The organism is Helicobacter japonicus, assembly GCF_000762845.2.
Classification (GTDB): domain Bacteria; phylum Campylobacterota; class Campylobacteria; order Campylobacterales; family Helicobacteraceae; genus Helicobacter_C; species Helicobacter_C japonicus.
The window spans coordinates 147858-169463 of record NZ_JRMQ02000002.1 but is presented as its reverse complement, the minus strand read 5'-3'; the positions used below and the strand labels follow the sequence as shown (position 1 = coordinate 169463).

The following is a 21606-nucleotide window of genomic DNA, read 5'->3' as shown; positions in this document are numbered from 1 at the left end:
TCTTGCAAATATCAAAAAATTAGGCATAGAAAGCAAGACACATAAGATTCTAAGCTTTGAGTGTTTGTTTTATCCAAGCATCATAGGCATTTTGGGCTTTAGCTTCAAAAGCAATGATTTCAGGCACTTCATAGCTATGGTGGGAAAGGATAAGAGATTGTATTGCCTCATAATGCTCGGGCAGCGTTTTAAGAATGAGTAAGTATTCATTTTCTTTGCACACAACTTCTTTTTCATTTTTTTGCCAGATATAAGCACTTTTTATCTTGTGTCGTTGCACACAAGCTACAAGGCGAGATGCTAATAAGAGTTGTGTGAGATGTTTGGCTTCCTTTTTACTTGGGGTTGTTGTGTGAATAATCAACATATACATTCCTTAGGCTATTGAGATGAATTATTATATTCTTATTTTACTAAATGTGTTGCGAGGTTTTGACTTGTTATTGCTCTATGGCTATACTCTCAAATTTTACATTTAAGGAGCTTTTATGTTTATGAAAAATTTAGGTTTGGTTCTTGTGTGCTGTATTTTGAGCAATATTGCTTTTGCAAGTGAGAAAAAAACTTACGATTCACAAGATATCGCAGATATTTTTTATCGCTTAAATGGCAATGTGGTAAAGCCTACTCAAAAAATCAATCACACAAAAGGTTTTTGTGCAATCGGCGAGTTTATCCCACATAAAGGTATCATTTCGGCTATCGATGTGCCTTTGCTCTCTCAAGGTTCTATTTCTATGGAGATTCGCTATTCATTAGGTGGAGCTCAAACAGATGATAGGAGTAAAGTGAGAGGAATGGCATTAAAATTTCAAGGAGATAAAGATACTTGGACAATGGTAATGCTTAATACTGAAATTAATTTTGCCAAAAATCCCCAAGAGTTTGGGCAATATTTTGAAATGAGAATCCCTAAAGAAGATGGGAAACCTGATACAGAAAAAATCAAAAAACTTACGCAAAAAGTGAGATCTTATAGAAATTTTGAAAATTATGTGAAAAATATGGGCATATCAAGTTTGGAACATACAAGTTTTTATAGTATTCATACCTTTTATTTTCAAACACCAGACAAAAAGTTTATACCAGCACGATGGAAATTTGTCCCAAAAGATGGAGTTCAATATTTAAGTGAGCAAGAACTCTCTAAGTTAGATAAAGACTTTTTACTCTATTCCTTTCGCTCTTACACGAAGAAAAAGCCAATAGAATATGATATGTATTTAGTTTATCCTAATAAACAAGATGTTACAAATGATACGACTGCACTTTGGAATGGAACACATAAAGAAGTGCTTGTTGGAACGCTCAAGGTGTCAAAATATAGTGGCACAAAGTGTAATAATGAAGTGTATTTTCCACAAGATTTACCCACAGGTGTACAGCCCCCAAAAGACCCGTTATTTGATACGAGAAACGCTACTTATGCGATTACTTTTAGCAGAAGGCAATAGAGACTATAACCACTTGGGATTTGCAGTAAAGCTTACAGAAAGCCATATTTTGTAGCTTGGAATTTCAAGTGCTTTTTCAATGCGTTCCCGAATAGAATCAAATTCTTTCATAGTTGTGGGTTTAAAATTTTCGTGTGTGAGGATATTGACTTCTACCATATAAAATCGTCCTGATTTTGCCACGTGCGTGTCATAATCACTAAAACCAAATTCTTCGCTTAAAGATTCCATAATATGTGTAATTTTATTGTCAATTTCAGGTGGGGCTACCATAATCAAATCTTTGAAATTTGCAATTGCAATACGGATAGGTGAAATACACAGCAGTAAAGAAAGCACAGCTAGGAGTGCAGGGTCAATATAATAGGCAATAGCACTTGAAGGAGAAAGAAGAGATTCTATAAATGTATTTTTATCTATAATCTCACTCATTATTTCGCCTATATGGGGAAGTATATAAATCACACCAAATGCTAATAATGCACCCAAATATAATACGCAATCGATTTTCCATTCTGTATTATCAACTCTTATCAAATCAGATTCTAATACTTTTGCATAGAGTGAGGTATAAACAAAAAGTGCAGCACAAAACACAAAGGCGCACAAGCTATATACCACTGCCCCACCAAGCTCCACTTCATAGCCGCCATTAATGATACTTTGTAGGGCATTAATAAAAGCATATACGCAGACAAAAATAAGCACAAGTGATTTAAAAAGATTGACCATTGGTTCAAATCTCACATAGCCATATTGAAAAATATCATCATCTTCTTTGTAGATATAACGCGAAGTTACTACGCTAAGTGCGCCTAACCCTACACTAATAAGTGCAACAAAGCCATCAAAAATAACTGCCATAGATTTAACCAAAATTCCAAATGTAATACCAAAAATGGCTAAAGCAAGTGCGCTATACATTGAGGCTTTAAGCACAAATTGTTCTTTTTTTGCAGCTTTGAGAGTATCTTTGAGCGAATCCTTAAGAGATTTGATATGATGTTGGGAATCTATCTTTTTTGCGTGGAGATTATGATGAAGTTTTGGTGTAAATCGTGCTTTATGATTCCGCACACTTGTGCCATAATTGATATGCTGTGATTGTGCATTATGTGGGCTTTGATTCATTAATATGCCTCTAAAATGATATGTTGCAAAGTTGAGAATCTTTAAGTTTCTATAAATGAAAAATAAGTCCAAAACTCTTGAAGTATAGCTTAATTTTATAAATTTCATAAGTTAAGCAAACAAGGAAGTCAAACCACAGGGAGAATATATTGCATATATAGAATCTTTAGTATAAAATAAAGTTTTATTTTAAATTAGGGAGAATGTAGATGGCAGCGATTAAAAAGGTTGTTTTAGCATATAGTGGCGGACTTGATACGAGTGTGATTTTAAAATGGCTTGGAGATAATTATCATTGTGAAGTTGTAACTTTTACAGCTGATATTGGACAAGGTGAAGAGGTTGAACCAGCAAGAGCAAAGGCTTTAAAACTTGGTATAAAAAGTGAAAATATTTTTATTGAAGATTTAAGAGAGGAGTTTATCCGTGATTTTGTTTTTCCTATGTTTCGTGCAAATACTATTTATGAGGGTGAATATCTGCTTGGCACGAGCATCGCACGTCCATTAATTGCAAAGCGACTTATAGAGATTGCTAAGAGTGTGGGTGCAGACGCTATTGCTCACGGCGCGACAGGTAAGGGAAATGACCAAGTGCGTTTTGAACTAGGAGCATACGCGCTTAATCCAGATATTAAGGTTATCGCTCCTTGGCGTGAATGGGATTTAAATAGTCGCGAGAAACTCTTAGCTTATGCGGAATCTGCAGGGATAATGATTGATAAAAAACCTAATAAGTCGCCGTATTCAATGGACGCAAATTTATTGCATATTAGCTATGAGGGGCAGATTCTAGAAGACCCAAATGTAGAGCCAGAGGAGGATATGTGGCGTTGGAGTATTTCTCCTTTAGATGCACCAGATAAGCCAGAATCTATTAGTATTGAGTTTGAAAATGGTGATGGTGTAGGTATTAATGGTGTGAAGTTAAATCCTGCTCGTTTTTGGGAGAAGCTCAATGAGCTGGGTGGAAAGCACGGCATTGGGCGACTTGATTTAGTAGAAAATCGTTATGTGGGTATGAAATCTCGCGGCTGCTATGAAACACCCGGAGGCACGATATATTTAAAAGCTCATCGTGCGATAGAATCTTTGTGTCTTGATAGGGAAGAGGCACATTTAAAAGATTCTATAATGCCAAAGTATGCAGAGCTTATTTATAATGGCTATTGGTTTAGCCCAGAGCGTGAGGCTCTTCAAGCCCTTATCGATAAGACACAGCAAAAAGTAAGCGGAGTAGTGCGCCTTAAACTCTATAAGGGTAATGTTATTGTCATAGGGCGAGAATCTAAAAATTCTTTATTTAATGCGGCATACAGCACTTTTGAGGAAGATAGCGTATATAATCAAAAAGATGCCGCAGGGTTTATAAAGCTTAATGCTTTACGCTTTATCATCGCAGGAAAGGCAAATAGGGACAAATAAGTGATGAGGGGTTTAAGATTTTGTATCTTAGTATTTTTATTTTGCACGCATATTTATGCACAGCAGGGTAAGAATAATCCATTCACACTTACTTTTGATGATATAGCTCAAATCACCTCTTTAGCAGGAGCAGATTTATTAGAATCTTCATTTACAAAAGATTCCAAAACAAAAAAAGTCTTAATGATTTCAGATTTTAATAATTTAAGTGATTTTGATATTGATATTGGGCTTTTGGCACGAGAACTTATATCGGATATGGTGCGCTCTCAAAAATTTGCACTTACAGCAGCTATTTCAGGTAATGCTTTTAATGCTGACCCGAGCCTTGATAAAATTCGTGCAATGCGTAATAATGAGGAGTTTAGTGATATTATCCCTAAAGGCACATTGATTGCTCCTAAATATTCCTTAAGTGCGCGGATTACAAATGATACAACAAAGCAGGGCAGTTTGCATATTGTGTCTTATCATTTTATTTTTAGCATTGTGAATCTAGAGAGCGGTTTAGTAGAGTGGGACTATATTGAGCATATTAAAAAGGCAAGTAAAGAGCCGCTTCCTGCTTTAGAGCGAGAATCCCTTTATGGTAAAAAATGTCTTGCCACCTCTTTAGGGGCAAAAGAGAGAAAAGAAGCTTGTGAGGTTGCAATAAGTGAGATTTGGCTCGGTATTTTTGAGAGCATTCCACAAAACAAAAAGCTGCTCTTGCATTCTTATGCGCTTAAAGCGTGTGAGCTAGATTCTCCTTTTGGTTGCAGGGCATTAGGTGCGAGTTATAAATTTGAAAAAAAAGATTTAAACAATGCAAAAAAATATTATGAAAAAGCCTGTGATAGCAAAGATGGCGGAGGTTGCTATAATCTTTCGATTATGTATGAACACGCGCAAGAGATTCCACAAAATATCCCCCTTGCTAAAAAATACGCCACTTTGTCGTGTGATTATGGATTTAACGCAGGTTGTGAGAATCTTAAAGCCTTAGAGCAATATAGCGAAAATGAGAATCTTGATGAGCGCGGTGTAATGTATAAAAGGGATTGTGAAAATGGCTTAGGTATGGCTTGTGAATATCTCTCATCTTACCACTATCACGGATTTGGCGGGGCAAATAAAAATCACACACAGGCAAGAATCCTTTTAGAAAAAGGCTGTGAGTTAAAAGATGCAAATAGTTGTTATCAATTAGGATTATGGGAAATGCAGGGCTTAGGTGGAACAACTAAAGATGCAAACAAAGCCTTAGAACATACATTATTTGCTTGTGAAAGTGATGTGAAAAGAAATTGCAAAGCTGTGAGTGCTTTGAGCGAAGAAAAGGCAAATATTTACAGGTGCGAGGAGCATACAAAAATCATTATTAACGCAGCGTGTTCGAGTGTGGGTGGCATATATGAACACGGCTTTGGAAGTGTGAGTAGCAATAATGAATTAGCATTGAAATATTATCAAAAGGCGTGTAAAGGTGGATTAGATAATGCTTGTTCAATGTTGAATAGTTTGCAACAAAAACTCAAATAAGCGCATACTAAACTTTAGCATTATATAATGATATTTTAATTGATAAATGGGAGCAGATATGGCACAAGTTATTACGATTACTTCAGGTAAAGGTGGTGTAGGCAAATCTACCGCTACTGCAAATCTTGCTGTGGGTTTAGCTATGGAGGTTGAAAAAGAGAGCAAAAAGGTTGTAGCCGTAGATTTTGATATTGGTTTGCGTAACCTTGATATGTTACTTGGATTAGAAAATCGTATTGTGTATGATGTTATTGATGTAATGGAAGGTAAATGCAACCTTTCACAAGCTCTCATTAATCATAAAAAAACAAAGAATCTTTATTTTCTTCCTGCTTCACAGACAAAGGATAAAACAATCCTCGATAAGGATAAGGTAGGCAAACTCATTGAATCTTTGCGCGAAAATTTTGACTATATTCTTATTGATTCACCAGCAGGGATTGAAAGTGGGTTTGAACACGCAATACTTTATGCTGATAGGGCATTGATAATTGTTACTCCAGAGGTTAGCTCTGTGCGCGATAGTGATAGGGTAATAGGCATAATTGATGCAAAATCAATCAAAGCACAAAATGGTGAAGAAGTGCAAAAGCATATTATCATCAATCGCATTAAGCCAGATTTGGTAAAAAAGGGTGAAATGCTTTCAGCTGATGATGTGTTGGGCATACTTGCTTTACCCCTTATTGGGCTTATCCCAGAAGATAGCAAAATTGTGAGTGCAACAAATACGGGTGAGCCTGTAATTTATACACAAGCCCCTAGTGCAAAGGCATATATGCGTATTGCAAAGCGAATATTGGGAGAGAAAGTCGAGTTTGTATCGTTTGAAAATGAAAGTGGTGTAATGGGAGCATTAAAAAGGATATTTCAATGAGTTTGTTTAGTATGTTTGGCAACTCGCAAAATAGCTCGTCAAAAGCAAAAGAGCGTCTTACAATTGTTTTAGCCCGTGAGCGTAGTGTTAATATTCCTTATTTGGAGGAGATGCAAAAGGAGATTCTCCAAGTTGTGCAAAAATATACAAAATCAAATGAGATTCACTTTAGCACAAATAGTAATCAGCATATGAGTATGCTTGAAGTGCAGATTACTTTAGGGAATACTAAGTGAAACTTTATTTATATCTTTTGTTTTGTTTTTTTGTTATTTGTGCTCAAGCAGATTCTCTTTTAGATTTAAAATCTACAGAAGAATCTAAAAAGATAAACCAACATCCGCTTATCTATGGATTTGGCAAGGTTTTTTCTCATCTGCATAATGACAATTTTATTGACTTAGGAGTAAGCCCTACAAATAATAAAGATACTTATCAGAATCCTTATGCCACAGAACAAGATTCTGTTTCGTCATCAAAGCGCACATATACTTCTAAAACAGACATTTCTAAGGCTTATACGGGAGAGAAGCCAAAAGTGCTTCTTATAATGGACGACCTCTCGTCTTTATCACAGGTAAAAAAGATTGAGAAACTTAAGCTTAATATCACACCATCTATTTTTCCTAAAACTAAGCATAATCCACATACACCAGATATTGCGGCTTATTTAAATAAAAAAGATAAAACCTTTATGGTTCATCTCCCTCTTGAAGCAAAGCAATTTATGCAAAATGAGCTTACACCCATTAAAGTTGGCACACATAAGGAAGCAATAAAAACGCAGTTAGCAGAGATTAAAGCTGATTTTCCTCATCTTGTATATATTAATAATCACACGGGGAGCAAATTCACTCAAAGCTATGATGATATGCGCAATCTCCTTAGTGTGCTTGATGAGCTTGATTTGAAATTTGTTGATAGTATTACGACAAGTAGTCCTGTGAGTGAGCGTATAGCCGCAGAGCAGGGTAAGCTTATAATGGCACGCGATGTATTTTTAGATAATGAAACCAATGTCGCTTATATAAAAGCACAGATTCAATCATTGATGAAAAAAGCACAGAAAAAGGGTTATGCGATTGCAATTTGCCACCCAAATACCAGCACCTTTAAGGCATTATCGCAAATGCGTGATAACTTAATAGATTCGGTAGAGCTTGTATCGCCACAAGAATTAGAATCTTATCTCATTCGTAGTAAAACTACGCACTATGTGCGCGCTCCTTTTAATCAATGAATAGCCTAGATTCTATATGCGAGTTAGAGGCTTTGCCACCAGCTTTGCGTTCCTTGCCTAAGCCTCCTGCAAAACTTTTTTATCGTGGTGAGCGCACAAAGTGCGAAAGCCTTCTGTCCGCCACGCACAAAATTGCCATTGTCGGCACACGAAAGCCTAATTCTTATACTAAATCTTTTGTGGCTACCCTAGCGAGTAAAATTGCCCAAAATAATGGTGTAGTCATAAGCGGAGGAGCTTTGGGAGTAGATATTATCGCTCATACACACGCTTATCCTCGCACGATTATGTTCTCTCCTGCAAGTTTAGAAATACTTTATCCTAAGAGTAATGCGGATATGATTAAAAAAATGATGAGTGAATCCCTTGTATTAAGCGAATATGAGCAGCATTATATGCCACATAAACATAGCTTTTTGGAGCGTAATCGTCTTGTTATTGCTCTAAGTGATTATGTGGTGATTCCTCAAGCGGATTTAAGGAGTGGTTCTATGCAAAGTGCGCGTTTGGCACTTGAATTTGCTAAACCCCTTTTTGTTTTGCCTCATCGCATAGGCGAGAGTGAGGGAACAAATACCCTCCTTGCAAAGGGCAAGGCACAGGCAATTTATAATATAAATACTTTTATAGAATCTATTTTTGGCACAAAGACTTGCGAAGATGATGAGATTCTAGCATTTTGTGCGAATAATCCAAGTTTTGAAGAAGCCTATAAACATTTTGGTGCAAAGCTCTATGAATATGAACTTGAGGGAAAAATTATAAGGGAATCCGGCTCTATTCGTGTTTTGTAAATTACTAAAAAATGCTACAATCCCCACTTTTAATTTATTTCAAAGGAAAACTTATGGCTGATTTAGACTTACAAAAAAAAATTGAAGAAAATGCGAAGAAACTTGATGTTGCATTTGAACAAAATGCTTCGCTGATAGCTTATGTTTTTGCATTTTTTGCCACTTTTGTGCCTTTAGTGGGAACATATATTGTGCGTAAAGATTTTGCAAAACAAAATATCAATAAGGCTTCCGGTGTTGCATTGCTCCAAGCTTTGCTTTTATTTGTTTGTGCATTTATTCCATTTTTGGGTTGGTTTGTGCTTATACCTATTATTGAGGTTATTTTTGCAGTGCTTAATATCCTTGCTGTTATTCAGGCTTATAAAGCTGGTAATTCTAAAAAAAGTAAATAATGACTCATCATATTCTTGCGTGTGATGTGGGGCTTAAACGCATAGGATTAGCTACACTCACGCAAGGCATCATTTTTCCTCTTACTCCAATTATACGCATTAATCGTAATCAAGCTGCAAAAGAACTTAGTGATGTCCTCAAAGAGCGCGATATTAGCATTCTTGTTGTAGGAATGCCAAGCGGCGGGGAAGCAGAGCATAATGACACACAAAAACGCATTGCTCATTTTATCTCTTTGCTTCATTTTGAGGGGCAAGTGTGCTTTGTCAATGAGGATTACACAAGTGTGAATGCTTTAGAATCTACGCTTTATATGAAAAGGCGAAATCGCACCAAAGCTCAAAAAGATGGGCGCATAGATTCTCTAAGTGCGTGCGAAATCCTGCAACGATATATGCAATCGCAAAAATCCTAAGCAAAATCCTTATAAATACAAGCATCTGTATTGATTTTATTTATTTTTTATTTTTCAAAAAGTGCATAAAACCTTTTATTTAAGTAAATTTTAAGCGGGGGGGGGGAGGGTATAATACTGCCTTTTATTGCAAAAAATAAGAGGAGAACATATGCAAGAAGGACAAGAAACACAAGGAAACAATGGAGCACTTCAGGCGTCAATTGTTGGCGAGAATTGGAAAGGTAAAGTTACCAAAGATTCTTTAAGTTCATTGCAAGGTAGATTAGCACAGATTAAAAATGCAAACTCAATAGGTTCGCTTGGATTCCTTCAGCTCAAAAGTCCTGTAGTAGGATTAATTCTAGGGTTGCTTTTTGGTGGATTTGCAGCAGATAGATTCTATAAAGGTGATGTAGGGCTAGGTATTTTGAAGCTTTTGGTAGTGTGGGGGTCATTTTTTATGGCAATGATGGTTGGAGCATTTAGCACAGCTGTAGGGGCTGTTGCTGCTGGAGAAGCTGGAGCTGCCGCAGGTATGGTTGCAGGATTAGGGTTTGGTTTTGTTGGTTTTTTAATTGGGTTTTTTTGGATACTCCTTGATTTGCTTTTAGTGTGGAAAGGCATAAAAAGAGATAATTTTAATAAAATCAATACTCAACTCCTCCTCTGTGGTGTGTGAGAAAATTATTATTTTTAAGTTTATTAGGAATAGGAGAGCAAGTGAATAGGTTTAAAAATGGATTAAGATTCTTAGGATTAGCATTAATATTAATTGTATTTACCGCGTGTGTAGATGAAACTATGCTAGAAAGAGAACTTGAAAGAATAGAAAATGTAAAACACGAAATGGAATCTGCCTTAGCAGAAGTAAGCAAAGAGACAAAGGGGTTATTAAAAAGTAAGCTTAAATCACTAGACGTGCTAGAGAAAAAGCTTAAATTTGAACTAAAACATTTAAAAACTAATTCGCTAGGCACATTGAGTGATAAAGAGAGTCTTAGAATCGTAAAAGATATTAGAATCTTACTTGATAAAGATGAGAAGCTAGATGAAAATATTACTAAGGCTCTTGTAAAAGAAAAAAAGCAAAAGCTAGACATAGCAAAAGAAAAGAGCGCACTCTATGGAGCAGCGTTAAGAGAGGCTATCAGTGCAAGAGAGCACCGTCTAACGACAGAGATAGCACAAAAGAAAACACAAAAAGATGAGCAGACACAAAAAATAAGGGTAGCTTTAGTGCAGTTGCAAACACAAAAGCTTGGTATTGAAAAAGAAAAAGAGTATAAGAAATCTTTGCAGACCGAGCTTGAACGCAACAGGATAGAGAATCTCAAGGCACAAATAGAGTATATGTTGGCACAAAAAGAAGCACAGATAGAAAATATAAAGGGTAGGAGATGAGATTGAAATATGTATTTATGGTTGTTATTATGTTGCTATGTAGTGCGTGTTCTAGTGATAGTAGGGTAAAGATTTTGCAGGAGCAAAAACGCACATTAGAGAGTTTGTATGCACAAGTTAAGGAAATTATAGCAACGCAAGAGGAGATAAATATTTTAGAGCAAAAGAAGCAAGTTTTAAGTGCCGTAGATTCAGTGTCCTTATCTTGCCACGAAAATGATGCAAAAAGCTCAAAGCAGGAGGATATGGAAAGTTTAGAGCAAGAAGAAAATACAGATGAGGCACAGAAGCAAACACCTGAACAGCTATTGCTTAGCCAAATGGAGAAAGATGGTGAGCTCAAACCTCTAAAAGCAACAGAAGAAGATATGTGTGTAGCAGTTGCTCAGGCAGAGAGAATTGAGAGATTGCAAGATATAATGAAAGAGCTAGAAAGCAAGAAAAAGGAGATGAGACGAAAAGAGCAAATCTATAAAAAATAAGAGAAAATGATAAAATTTGTGTTATAATAGCTCTATAAGTAGAAAAGAAATCATTTTTCAAAAGTGCAAAAACCTTTTATTTAAGTAAATTTTAAGTGAAGTATATTACGCTTGAGCTAAATATTTATCTCCACATAATACATAAAAGACTTATACAAAGACAATGCCCAATTATCCTCTTCACAAAGGAGAATTTTGCGTATCCTTACATTTTGCACGATTATTTCAATATGTATGTATCTTAGTGCTTGTAGTGATAAGGCTGCAAGATATGTGAATGATTCTAGTGATTATACATCTTTTGGTATAGACTTGCACGATATTGATAGTGTAATAGCAAATAATACAAAATCTCTACTGCAATCAAGCTATGTAAAGGAAATGAAGTCTAAAAAACTCCTTGCTATTTCAAATATCATCAATCAAACACACGAAGATATAGATATGGAGTTTGTCAGTCGTAAGTTTGTGCGCTCTATTCGTCAAAGTAATAAATTTACCCTTACAAATGCTATTGCAGGAAGTGGCGCAACCACAGAGCAGATGATAGCTCAAAGCAGAGATTTAAGCAATAATCCAATGTATAATCAGCGCACCACACAAGAAAATGGCACATTAGAAGCACCAGAACTTGCACTAAGTGGGAGAATTATCGAGCGCAAAAAAACAATCGACAAGATTCAACGCGTGGATTATATGTTTTTATTTGTATTGACAGACTTAAAAAGCGGTAAGGTGCTATGGGATAATGAGGAGATTATCTCTAAGGTAACATCAAATACAAGTGTGCAGAATGAAAATAAATCAATAACTTGTCAAAATGCCAAAGATTGTCTTAAAAAAGACGAGTATAAAGGAGATTTGCGCACAAAGGGAGATTTGCAGACAGAGGAAAAGCACAATACAAGCAAACTTCCCAAAAAACAAACAAAAAATATGATTTTAATAGGCTTTGATATCGGCTTCGGATCTCTTCAAGGGCAAATGAATGAAGTGATTCCAACCTCATTATCTGGGTATGGTTATATTATAGGTGTTAAAGACGATGGAACATCAACAATTAATATACCTATAAATATTCGTGTGGGGTATTTAAGAAAAATTGCCAATTCTTATGTGGGAGCAAATATCGCATACACAAAACACTTTTCTGAGCGACTGGGCACCACAACAGAAAGAGACCCATACTCTTCTTCTTACAATTATACAGATGATATAGGAGTAAAGAGTGAGAGACTTGGCATTGAATTTATGGGTGTTGTGGGAAAACCCTCCCACCCAGAAACAGGACTCTTCCTTGGTGTGGGATTAAGCAAAGACATTAATTCAAGCCTTACATTTCCTATGATTCCTATGGAAAGTGGAGGAGATATAGTGAAAGATATAAACGGACTTTATATGCCTATAAGGGGTGGATATCTTGGTAGCTTTAAAAAAACAGGGCTTATGTATAGTATAGAAATGACTACGAACATTCCTCTCTTTAGCGATAGCGATTACATAAAAAGCACTTCTTTAAATGTGGGTATTTACTATCCAATCTTGTGGTAGTTTATGTATTTCTTACAATTAAGCTCTCCTTTAATCCTAAAGATTCTATAATCTTTTGCTCTAACGCTCTTTGCTCTCCATTATCTACTTCGTGGTCATAGCCTAAAATATGTAAAAATCCGTGTATAAAAAGTAGGCTTATCTCATCTTGTGTGCTATGCCCTTGCTTTTTGGCGACTTGCTCGGCAAGCTCATAGTTTATCACTACACTTCCTAAACACAGCGGGAGCGCAGATTCACTAGAATCTCTTCCCTTATCTCCCGCTTGTGCCTCTAAATTTTCATTCAAAATCGTATCTGTCAATGTGTGAGATTCGCTAAACATATCACAGCACAAAGGAAAACTTAGCACATCAGTCGTGCTATCTTTTGCCCTGTGAGTATTATTGAGCTCACGCATATCCGCACTATCTAGGGCAATTACCTCAAGCGTAAAGGGTGCAAGATTCGTATTTATGAATCCTAGCGTCCCTATGCGCCCTATAAGTTCATTTAAGAATCCCAAATGTGTGAGACTTTCTTTATCTATATCAAGCTGTGGCATAGTATTTGAATCTTTTTTAGCGTTATGGCACATTTATACTCCATTTGCACAACAAAGCGTTTGTTTTCTATAAGTATAACTATAAAGTGCTATTAAAATGTTATAATTGCACTCTTTTAGCACAGAGCAAGGCAGGATTGTATGGTTGATTATGGCATTAATTTTTGGAGCAATAACGATTTTATTATCGTTGATGGAAAGGTAAAGGTAAATTATAAGCACAAACCAGCACTTATAGATATTGTGCAGGAGGCGCGTGAGAGAGGCTATAAAGGACCTCTGCTATTGCGCTTTCCACATTTAATCAAAAACCAAGTTGATAAGGTGTTTCAAGCCTTTGAAGATGCGATTAAAGAGTATGCGTATAAGGGCAAGTTTAAGGCAGTTTTTCCTCTTAAAGTCAATCAGATGCCAAATTTTGTCCTCCCACTTGTGGAACAAAGTCAAGATAAATGCTATGGACTAGAGGCAGGGAGCAAATCAGAGCTTATTTTGGCTATGGCTTATACGAATAAGAATGCCCCTATAACTGTGAATGGCTTTAAAGATAAGGAGATGATTTCTCTAGGCTTTAGCGCGGCAAATATGGGACACGATATTACACTTACGATTGAGGGTTTAAATGAACTAGAGACAATTATCGAAGTAGCAAAAGAAGTTGGTGAGCCTTATCCAAATATTGGCTTAAGAATCCGCCTACATAGCACGGGTATGGGGATTTGGGCAAAAAGTGGAGGGATTAACTCAAAATTTGGGCTTACAAGCACAGAGCTTTTAGAAGCCATTAATATGCTTGAAAAAGAGCAGCTTTTAGATAAATTTACAATGATTCACTTCCATATTGGCAGCCAAATCAGCGATATTTCACCACTTAAACGAGCCATTAGAGAGGTAGGAAATATTTATGCAGAGCTGCGCAAAAAGGGAGCGAAAAATCTAAAATGTGTCAATATCGGTGGAGGTTTAGCAGTAGAATACACACAGCACGAAGGCACAAATCATCGTAATTATACATTGAGTGAGTTTAGTGGTGATGTTGTGTTTTCTTTGCGTGAGATTGCAAAAAACAAAAAAGAACCTGAACCTGATATTTTTATAGAATCTGGACGCTTTATCGCTGCAAGCCACGCGGTGCTTGTTGCCCCTGTATTAGAGCTTTTTTCACAAGAATATGATGAGAAAGCCCTTAAGCTTAAGGATAAGAATCCTGCGCTTATTGAGGAGCTTTTTGATCTTTATAATAGCGTAGTTGAAAAAAATGCGATTGAATATTTGCACGATAGCCTCGATCATATGGAATCTCTGCTTACACTTTTTGATTTGGGTTATATTGATTTGCAAGACCGCTCAAATACTGAAGTGCTTGTGCATTTAATCATCAAAAAAGTCATCAAGCTTCTTAAACATAAGAATTTTAATGAGATTTTACAGATTCAAGAGCAGGTGCAAGAGCGTTATTTGCTGAATTGTAGCTTTTTCCAAAGTTTGCCTGATTATTGGGGATTGGGACAAAATTTCCCTGTAATGCCTCTTGATAGGCTTAACCGCCGTCCAAATAGAAGTGCGAGTTTATGGGATATTACTTGTGATTCTGATGGTGAGATTGCCTTTAATGCTAAGCAACCGCTTTTTTTGCACGATGTTGATGTAACAAAAGAGGAATATTTTTTAGGATTTTTCCTTGTAGGAGCATATCAGGAAGTGCTAGGTATGCGGCATAATCTCTTTACTCACCCGACAGAATTTAGCGTGGAATTTGATGATGATTTAAACAAAGGCTATGAGCTTACAAATCTCATAGAGGCGCAGACAATTCTTGATGTGCTTGATGATTTAGATTATGATACAAAAGATATTGAACGCCGCTTAAAGCAGCATATTGAAGATAATCAGAATCTTGATGAAGAAGGCAAAAAAGAAATGCTTGGACAACTTTATGTAATGCTGAGTGAGAATGGTTATCTTCGCACGATTACGACCAAAGGAAGAGAATAATGACTTTATGGGGCATCATTAAAGAAGATTTCAATATTATTAAACAAAAAGACCCCGCACTTAATAAAAGTATAGAGCTTTTTTTTAATTATCCGGGCTTGATTGCACTTGTGCATTATCGCATAGCACATCGTTTTCACAAGGCTGGATTCAAAGTTTTGGCACGTATTCTTATGGGGCTTACAGGCTTTATAACTAATGTAGATATTCACCCTGCAGCAACAATAGGCAGACGCGTGTTTATTGACCACGCCACAGGTGTAGTGATAGGCGAAACTGCAGAAGTAGGCAATGATGTGATGATTTATCAAGGTGTTACACTTGGAGGAACAAGTCTTGATAAAGTCAAACGCCACCCTACCATAGAAGATGGTGTAGTTATTGGCGCAGGTGCTAAAATATTAGGCAATATAAGAGTTGGTGCAAATGCAAAAATTGGTGCAAACTCTGTTGTGATTAAAGATGTGCCACCAGATTGCACAGCAGTTGGAATCCCAGCAAGAGTGATAGTCAAGGGGCGCGCACAAGGTATAAATGCGATTAATAAGCTACCTGATATTGATAGAGCATTGTTCGAGTATCTCTTTAAGCGCATACAGATTCTAGAGCTAAACACACAATGCCCCCATACAAAAGAGTTAGAAGAGCTTAATGCTCTTTATGCAAATTTTTTAGAATCTTTAAAATGTTAGTTTAAACTACAAATGTGATAAGTGGTAGAATCTTGTATTTGTTTATGTTTGCCAAACCATTCTAGGAGCATTGTTAAGCGTATAGGTATAAATGCGATAAGCCTTGCATAGAGCAAACCCCGCAATGAGACTTAAAAGCACACAAATGATGCAAAACAAACTCGCAAATACGCTCACTTGCCACAAAAGAGCGCAGCCAAAGCCCACAATAAATAGAATCAAATGCACCTTGATAATGCGCTGCGGAACAATCTCACGCATATTTGGAAGTTCCAAAACTCCAGCATAGCTTAGATGAAACCAAGTCAAAAACGGCACAATCTTATACATCATCGCATACACAATTGCCATTACACCACCGACAAATATGCTAATGCTGACATTTAAAAGCTCTAGTCCTATTGCTCCCCACATTAGCGCACCTGCAATCATAAATGCGCTTAAACCCACACGCCAAAAGGTAATGGAAGCCTCTTTGATTTTGCGTTTGCGTCTGCCTAAGATGAACAATCCCAAAGCACCAAAACACGCGATAAATCCGCCGCCAAATACTAACGCCAACTTCTCCAAGCCAAACCCCAAAGAAAGCACAAAGGCTAGAAGCAAAAGCGGCACGAGTGCAACAAAAAAAGCCTTAGGAAAAGCGGGTGCGACATAAAACATTGGTAGCACCTGCAAACTCACCCCGATAATCAGCAGCCCTATCCAGCCTAAACCTCCCAAACTAAAATGAAAACGCGTGAGCCAAGAGGGCATATCCCACCATTGTGCGTAGCCTCCAAGCAAAGCTACTCCAAATCCAGCGGTGAGTAGGAGTGAGGCAAGTGCTGCGCATATATACACAATCGTAGGTGTGAAGTGTTCTATATTGCGGAGTTTGAGTGCCACACTGCCTACAAAAATTAAAATCCCTAGCACCAAGAAAACCAATGCTACTCCAAACAACGAAAGATTCCACCTAAATGCCGCAATGAATGCCACAAGTCCAAAGTTGAGGCAAAGTAGTGTAAAAAATGCGGTCATTTTAGGGGATTGCAGTCGCACGCCAGCAAGGACAGGCAGCATTTGCGAGATAGCTCCAAACATCGTAAGCAGCAAGAATCCAATGCTAAAGCAATGGATAAAGTAGATTCCTTGTAGGCTAAAGCCCCCTTGCCACACTTCTGCTAGCCCCAAGATTCCAGCCAAGCCTAAATACACTTGCGCATTGAAAAAAAATCCAAACACAACAGCCAAAGGCGGGGCTTGGGTGAGTGAAATACCTTGATACATTAGGATTCCTTTGTATTATTGTTTAAAAAATCTACAAGATATGTCTCTAGTGCGGATTCTTGCGTTGCCCCTTGTATGCTTTGTTCTTGCCCGATGAAGATATAGAATCTCTCCCCAATTTTGTGCGTGTGGTAGTGGAGATTTTGTGCTTTGATAATCTCATAAAGCGGAAATGGCTCTCTGCGGTGAATCATTAGCAAAAGCTCACCCTCTTGCGCTTTTTTAAGTGCGTTTGTCATTATCTCTAAAGGCTCGGGGTGCTCTAGTGAGGAGACATCATAGACTTTACATTGAGCTAAGTTGTGCGACAAGTTCATTGTTACTTGCCCCTAAGTGCATTTGTATCATATTGTAGAGCATTTGCTCCTCTTTCATATTGTGCTGTTGGAGCAATATCATCATCGAATCGCTTAAGCCAAAAAATGCTTCCTCATCACCCTTTTCTAAAGAATCTTGAATCTGCTCTAGCAGTCCGCGCATTTGGTTGTGTTCAAAAGTCATTACCTCCACAGGTCCGCCACTCATTCCTGTTGCCTCTACAAATTTAACAAAGAGTAATTCCTCTTCTTGTGCGAAATGTTTAAGCGTATGCGCCTTGAAAGCGTCAAATGCTGCTTTTGCCTTTTCAAAGTCGCCCGCATTGACGCATTCTTCAATCTTTGCAAACTCCGCATCACACGCGCGGTGTTCTTGTGTCATATAGTCTTTGATTAGCATTGTATCTCCTTGATTTTTGTGCGAAGATTAACATAAGAGGGGTAGAAAAAATATTGATATAAGTTAAGGTTTGAAATAAAATTTAAATAAACCTTTTCAATGATTTGTGGAGGATTATGTTTTAAAGGTGCTTATCATTTCATCAAGTGCATTGCTTTGATTGGCAAGTTCGTGTGAGCTTTTTTGCATATTGTCATTGATTTCTACGATTTGGCTTACGCAAGTGGCAATTTTAACACCATTATCAACAATCATTGATGTATTTTCATTCACCATTCGTGCTCCTTCTAGGCTTTGCAATGATTTTTGCATTGTTTCTTGCACGAGTGTGGCAAGAGATTGTATATTGTTATGCATCACTTCACTTTGTTGTGAAAGGTCATTCATTGATTTGGCACTCGTCTCCATATCACTTGATACTTCATCAATAGACTGCAAGACAGATTGGATAATGCTACTTGTCTCAGTAATAGAATGTTGTGTGCGCTCCGCGAGTTTTCTCACTTCATCTGCAACAACAGCAAATCCTCTTCCGTGTTCTCCAGCTCTTGCCGCTTCAATAGCTGCATTAAGAGCAAGTAAGTTTGTTTGGTCTGCTATGTCGGTAATGACTACAAGCACACTTTGAATATTTTTTGCCTCATTAGCAAGAGAGAGAATCTTTTGCATATTTTCATCTTCTTTTTGTGCATCTTTTATAATTTCTTCGTTGATAGAGCTTATGAGTGCTTGAGTTTGCTGCATTGTATTCAGCACATCTTCTAAAGATTCTTTTGTCGCATTTGAAAGAGTGATATTTTGCTCAATGATATTCACACTCTTTTCGCCTAGCTCGGTATTATCTTGTGAAATTTTAGCAATATCTTTGGTATTGCTATCAAGATGAGATGATGTCTCAACAAGCGTTTTTGTGATGGAGAGATTATTTTTGATAAGTTTCATTACCTCCAAAAATACATCGTGTATATAGCGGATAAAAGCATTTACAGAGCGTGCCATTCTTGAAATTTCATCATTTGCAAGAATCTTTACCTGTTCTGTCAAATCTTTATTTTGTGTGATATAGGCAAGTTTGAGATTGACATTATTAAGACGAGTAAGAATGCTCCTAACCATTGCTACGCTAATAATAATGGTAAAAATAAGCACAAGGCTATATATGGTAAGGAGTAGCTTAAAGCTATTGTGTAAGGCATCAATATGCGCATTGATAGATTTGTTAATATGAGATACGATAAAGTCCTCAATGTCTTTAAGCACATTGATTTTTTGCGTAATGGTATCAAACCATACTTTCGCATCAATCCCAAAATCTCCACTATGACGCTTTTCGTGGAGGATATTACGCATTTTATCAACTTCGGCAAAACTTTGATGTTTGATTGCATTGTGATAAAAATCAAGGCTTTGCTGTGAGGCAAGAGAAAGAAAAATCTTTAAAAATGCTTCTTGCTCGGCAATAAGTGAAACTACTTTGTTGTAACTTACATTGTTTGGGGCGACATTAGCTACAAAGATTCCATTTGTGGTAGCACGCTCTAGTCCCGCACGCTCTTTTGCGTAAAGAAAACTTGTATAAGCAACCATAGATTTGGCAAGCTGTGCGTCATCAATAATTTTTGTAGATTCTAAAACACTATCAAGTAAAAAAGCAATCGTTGTTGTGTAATATCCTACAACTTGCGCTCCTACATTTTCTTGGGTATTCATAGAGGTATCGGCTTTTTGTCTTGTTTGGGAAATTTTTTCTACTAATTCCAACCCTTGCTGTAAAGCGGAAAGAAAGCGTGAATCTACATTATTATTTTCTGTAACCATATCACGCAAAGCCTTATGCTCTTTATCTGTAAGAATGCGTTGCTCTTTAAGCTCATTGGCAAATTTTGTGCCTTTACTCGCGACAAATCCTGCACTTAGTCCTCGCTCTTTTTGCATTTCATGAACAAGTTTTGAGAGTTGCTCGGATATTAAAATTTGTTTTCCTAATATTTGAGATTGAGATATGGAAGTAAAGGTGTGGGAGAGCTGCAGAAAGAGAAAGCAAATAAGGGCAATAAAAGGGATACCCACTGAAATAAGAATTTGTTTTTTAATGCCTAAAGCACGAATAAATGCAAACATAAAACAACCTTTAACATCAGGTATTATAAATAAAATAAATTGAAGACAATTTATTGAAGAAATTATGCTACATCTTCAATTAAAAAATATTTAATCTTTTTCATTTTGCATAAGCAAGAACCTTACCAAAAAGGAAGTTTTGTTTATATTCTGTGATTTGCACACGATAATAACCCTCATTTAAAGGCAGCGTATTTCCCATTGCATCGCACAGCTCACTATCATTAATGAGAATCTCACCATCGATATCTTTGCCCCAGAGTTTCAAACGCGCTTTATAGAAATACTCACTTATCTCACTCACTCCCTCAACTATCACATCGACTTCTTGTCCTACAAGTTTTGTATTGTGTGCTTTGTATTGGGATTTGATAGTGCGATTAAGGGCATTTATGCGCTTATTTGTAATTTTTGCATTTGGGTGAGGCAAGGCAAAGGCGGGGGTATGTTCCTGCGGTGAGTAAGCAAAGAGATTAACCCTATCAAAGGCAAAAGATTCTATAAACTCGTGCAATTCCAAAAAAGCTTTTTCATCTTCATTTGGGTGTCCTATCACAAAGCTTGTGCGCACAAAGCTATGTGGCACTGCCCTCATTGCGTGGAGTAGCTTTAAGTGTGTGGCTTTATCCGCACCGCGCCTCATAGTTTTTAGCATAGAATCCGCTATATGCTGGATTGGCATATCAAAATATGGCAAAAAGCACTTTGAGGTAGCAATAGATTCTATGAGTTGTAAAGAAGTCGTGCTGGGGTAGAGATAAAAAATCCTACAACTTATATCAAGGTTAAGATTATCAATAGCCTGAATGAGCCGTATAAGCCCATCTTTTTGCCCTAAATCACGCATATATGAGCTAGAATCTTGAGCGATAAAACTAAAATCTCTAAATCCTTGATTATAGAGATTTGTCAATTCTTTGAGTGTGGATTGCAATGTGCGTGAATGGAGTTTGCCTTTAAATGACGGGATTGCACAAAAGCTACATTGTTGATTGCAACCCTCGCTAAGTTTAATATAAGCGTGAAAAGATGAGCCGATAATCACGCGCTTATCGTTTTCATCAGCCAAAAAGACTTTATTAGATGTTATAGCGCGTCTTTGGGCTATCATACTATCAATTTTGTCATAATCACTCACGCCTGTGATAATATCAATCTCTGGTATTTCTTCTTTAAGCTCTTTGGCATAACGCTCTGCGAGGCAGCCACTTACCACAAGCAATGCACCCTTTTTGCGATTGCTTGAGGCTTGGAGGATAGTTTGAATGCTTTCTTGCTTGGCAGATTCTATAAACCCGCAAGTATTAATGATAATCACATCGGCACTCTCAAGCTCTTGCGTGAGGGCATAAGATTGCAATCGTCCAAGCATTACTTCAGAATCTACAAGATTCTTTGTGCAGCCAAGCGAGATGAGGTGGAGGCTCTGTTGTGCTTTAAAACGCATTGTTTGTGAATCCTTTATGAAAATAAAAGACGCATTGTAGGCAAATTTGACTTAAAAGTGGTTATGTTACAAAATTACATTATATATAAAAAAATATAGATTAAAATCGTAATCTTAATATTTTTTTATATATAATGCTTTGCATCAAAT

Annotated in this window: 23 protein-coding genes; 15 read left to right on the top strand and 8 right to left on the bottom strand. The window is 37.0% G+C overall.

What is annotated here, in order from left to right; genetic code table 11:
- Positions 1-49 precede the first annotated feature (49 nt).
- Positions 50-367, bottom strand: a complete 318-nt coding sequence (gene cutA, locus LS65_RS02470) for a divalent-cation tolerance protein CutA (RefSeq protein ID WP_034363667.1) — start codon at positions 365-367, stop codon at positions 50-52.
- A gap of 127 nt (positions 368-494) precedes the next feature.
- Between cutA and LS65_RS02465 the strand changes: the two genes are divergently transcribed.
- Positions 495-1454: a catalase family peroxidase gene (locus LS65_RS02465; protein WP_034363762.1), complete on the top strand. Its 960-nt coding sequence runs from the start codon at positions 495-497 to the stop codon at positions 1452-1454.
- A 3-nt stretch (positions 1455-1457) separates the two neighbouring features.
- Here LS65_RS02465 and LS65_RS02460 read toward each other — a convergent pair whose 3' ends face one another.
- Positions 1458-2585, bottom strand: coding sequence for a cation diffusion facilitator family transporter (locus LS65_RS02460; protein ID WP_034363664.1), 1128 nt, complete (start codon positions 2583-2585; stop codon positions 1458-1460).
- A gap of 209 nt (positions 2586-2794) precedes the next feature.
- Here LS65_RS02460 and LS65_RS02455 point away from each other — a divergent pair, with 209 nt between their 5' ends.
- The 12 genes from LS65_RS02455 (at position 2795) to LS65_RS02400 (ending at position 12668) form a co-directional block, all read left to right on the top strand.
- A complete protein-coding gene (locus LS65_RS02455; RefSeq protein ID WP_034363662.1) occupies positions 2795-4009 on the top strand; it encodes an argininosuccinate synthase in 1215 nt (404 codons plus the stop codon).
- Positions 4010-4012: 3 nt separating this feature from the next.
- Positions 4013-5530, top strand: coding sequence for a hypothetical protein (locus LS65_RS02450; RefSeq protein ID WP_236096603.1), 1518 nt, complete (start codon positions 4013-4015; stop codon positions 5528-5530).
- A gap of 58 nt (positions 5531-5588) precedes the next feature.
- Positions 5589-6407: a septum site-determining protein MinD gene (gene minD / locus LS65_RS02445; RefSeq protein ID WP_034363657.1), complete on the top strand. Its 819-nt coding sequence runs from the start codon at positions 5589-5591 to the stop codon at positions 6405-6407.
- Positions 6404-6643 (top strand): cell division topological specificity factor MinE, encoded by a 240-nt coding sequence (minE, locus tag LS65_RS02440; protein WP_034363654.1) that lies wholly within the window; start codon positions 6404-6406, stop codon positions 6641-6643. The genes minD and minE overlap by 4 nt, the downstream gene beginning before the upstream one ends.
- Complete coding sequence (locus LS65_RS02435; protein WP_034363651.1) at positions 6640-7647, top strand: divergent polysaccharide deacetylase family protein; 1008 nt, start codon at positions 6640-6642, stop codon at positions 7645-7647. The genes minE and LS65_RS02435 overlap by 4 nt, the downstream gene beginning before the upstream one ends.
- Entirely contained in the window at positions 7644-8441 is a 798-nt protein-coding gene (gene dprA, locus LS65_RS02430; RefSeq protein ID WP_034363647.1) for a DNA-processing protein DprA, read from the top strand. Before LS65_RS02435 ends, dprA begins: the two co-directional genes overlap by 4 nt.
- A gap of 53 nt (positions 8442-8494) precedes the next feature.
- A complete protein-coding gene (locus LS65_RS02425; RefSeq protein ID WP_034363645.1) occupies positions 8495-8836 on the top strand; it encodes a hypothetical protein in 342 nt (113 codons plus the stop codon).
- Positions 8836-9252: a Holliday junction resolvase RuvX gene (gene ruvX / locus LS65_RS02420; RefSeq protein ID WP_034363642.1), complete on the top strand. Its 417-nt coding sequence runs from the start codon at positions 8836-8838 to the stop codon at positions 9250-9252. The genes LS65_RS02425 and ruvX overlap by 1 nt, the downstream gene beginning before the upstream one ends.
- Positions 9253-9403: 151 nt before the next feature.
- Complete coding sequence (locus LS65_RS02415) at positions 9404-9913, top strand: NINE protein (protein WP_052061194.1); 510 nt, start codon at positions 9404-9406, stop codon at positions 9911-9913.
- 41 nt (positions 9914-9954) lie between these two features.
- On the top strand, positions 9955-10635 hold the full coding sequence (locus tag LS65_RS02410) for a hypothetical protein (RefSeq protein ID WP_034363880.1): 681 nt from the start codon (positions 9955-9957) through the stop codon (positions 10633-10635).
- Positions 10632-11117 carry a hypothetical protein gene (locus tag LS65_RS02405; protein ID WP_034363883.1) on the top strand — a complete coding sequence of 162 codons (486 nt, stop codon included), beginning with the start codon at positions 10632-10634 and terminating at the stop codon, positions 11115-11117. The genes LS65_RS02410 and LS65_RS02405 overlap by 4 nt, the downstream gene beginning before the upstream one ends.
- A 195-nt stretch (positions 11118-11312) precedes the next feature.
- Entirely contained in the window at positions 11313-12668 is a 1356-nt protein-coding gene (locus LS65_RS02400) for a hypothetical protein (protein WP_052061195.1), read from the top strand.
- A gap of 1 nt (position 12669) precedes the next feature.
- Here LS65_RS02400 and ybeY read toward each other — a convergent pair whose 3' ends face one another.
- Positions 12670-13245, bottom strand: coding sequence for an rRNA maturation RNase YbeY (gene ybeY / locus LS65_RS02395; protein WP_052061196.1), 576 nt, complete (start codon positions 13243-13245; stop codon positions 12670-12672).
- Positions 13246-13353: 108 nt separating this feature from the next.
- On the opposite strand from ybeY, the gene speA reads away from it, so the two are divergent.
- Complete coding sequence (gene speA, locus LS65_RS02390; protein ID WP_034363885.1) at positions 13354-15207, top strand: biosynthetic arginine decarboxylase; 1854 nt, start codon at positions 13354-13356, stop codon at positions 15205-15207.
- Complete coding sequence (cysE, locus tag LS65_RS02385; protein WP_034363886.1) at positions 15207-15899, top strand: serine O-acetyltransferase; 693 nt, start codon at positions 15207-15209, stop codon at positions 15897-15899. The genes speA and cysE overlap by 1 nt, the downstream gene beginning before the upstream one ends.
- Positions 15900-15941: 42 nt before the next feature.
- Here cysE and LS65_RS02380 read toward each other — a convergent pair whose 3' ends face one another.
- The 5 genes from LS65_RS02380 to rimO form a co-directional block, all read right to left on the bottom strand.
- The gene (locus tag LS65_RS02380; protein ID WP_034363888.1) at positions 15942-17171 is read right to left on the bottom strand and encodes a hypothetical protein; all 1230 of its coding nucleotides are present in this window, start codon (positions 17169-17171) and stop codon (positions 15942-15944) included.
- Entirely contained in the window at positions 17171-17488 is a 318-nt protein-coding gene (locus LS65_RS02375; protein ID WP_034363890.1) for a DUF2249 domain-containing protein, read from the bottom strand. Before LS65_RS02375 ends, LS65_RS02380 begins: the two co-directional genes overlap by 1 nt.
- Positions 17457-17888 (bottom strand): hemerythrin domain-containing protein, encoded by a 432-nt coding sequence (locus LS65_RS02370; RefSeq protein WP_034363892.1) that lies wholly within the window; start codon positions 17886-17888, stop codon positions 17457-17459. Before LS65_RS02370 ends, LS65_RS02375 begins: the two co-directional genes overlap by 32 nt.
- Positions 17889-18002: 114 nt before the next feature.
- On the bottom strand, positions 18003-20009 hold the full coding sequence (locus LS65_RS02365) for a methyl-accepting chemotaxis protein (protein ID WP_138129741.1): 2007 nt from the start codon (positions 20007-20009) through the stop codon (positions 18003-18005).
- A 100-nt stretch (positions 20010-20109) separates the two neighbouring features.
- Entirely contained in the window at positions 20110-21456 is a 1347-nt protein-coding gene (gene rimO / locus LS65_RS02360) for a 30S ribosomal protein S12 methylthiotransferase RimO (protein WP_034361296.1), read from the bottom strand.
- Positions 21457-21606 lie beyond the last annotated feature (150 nt).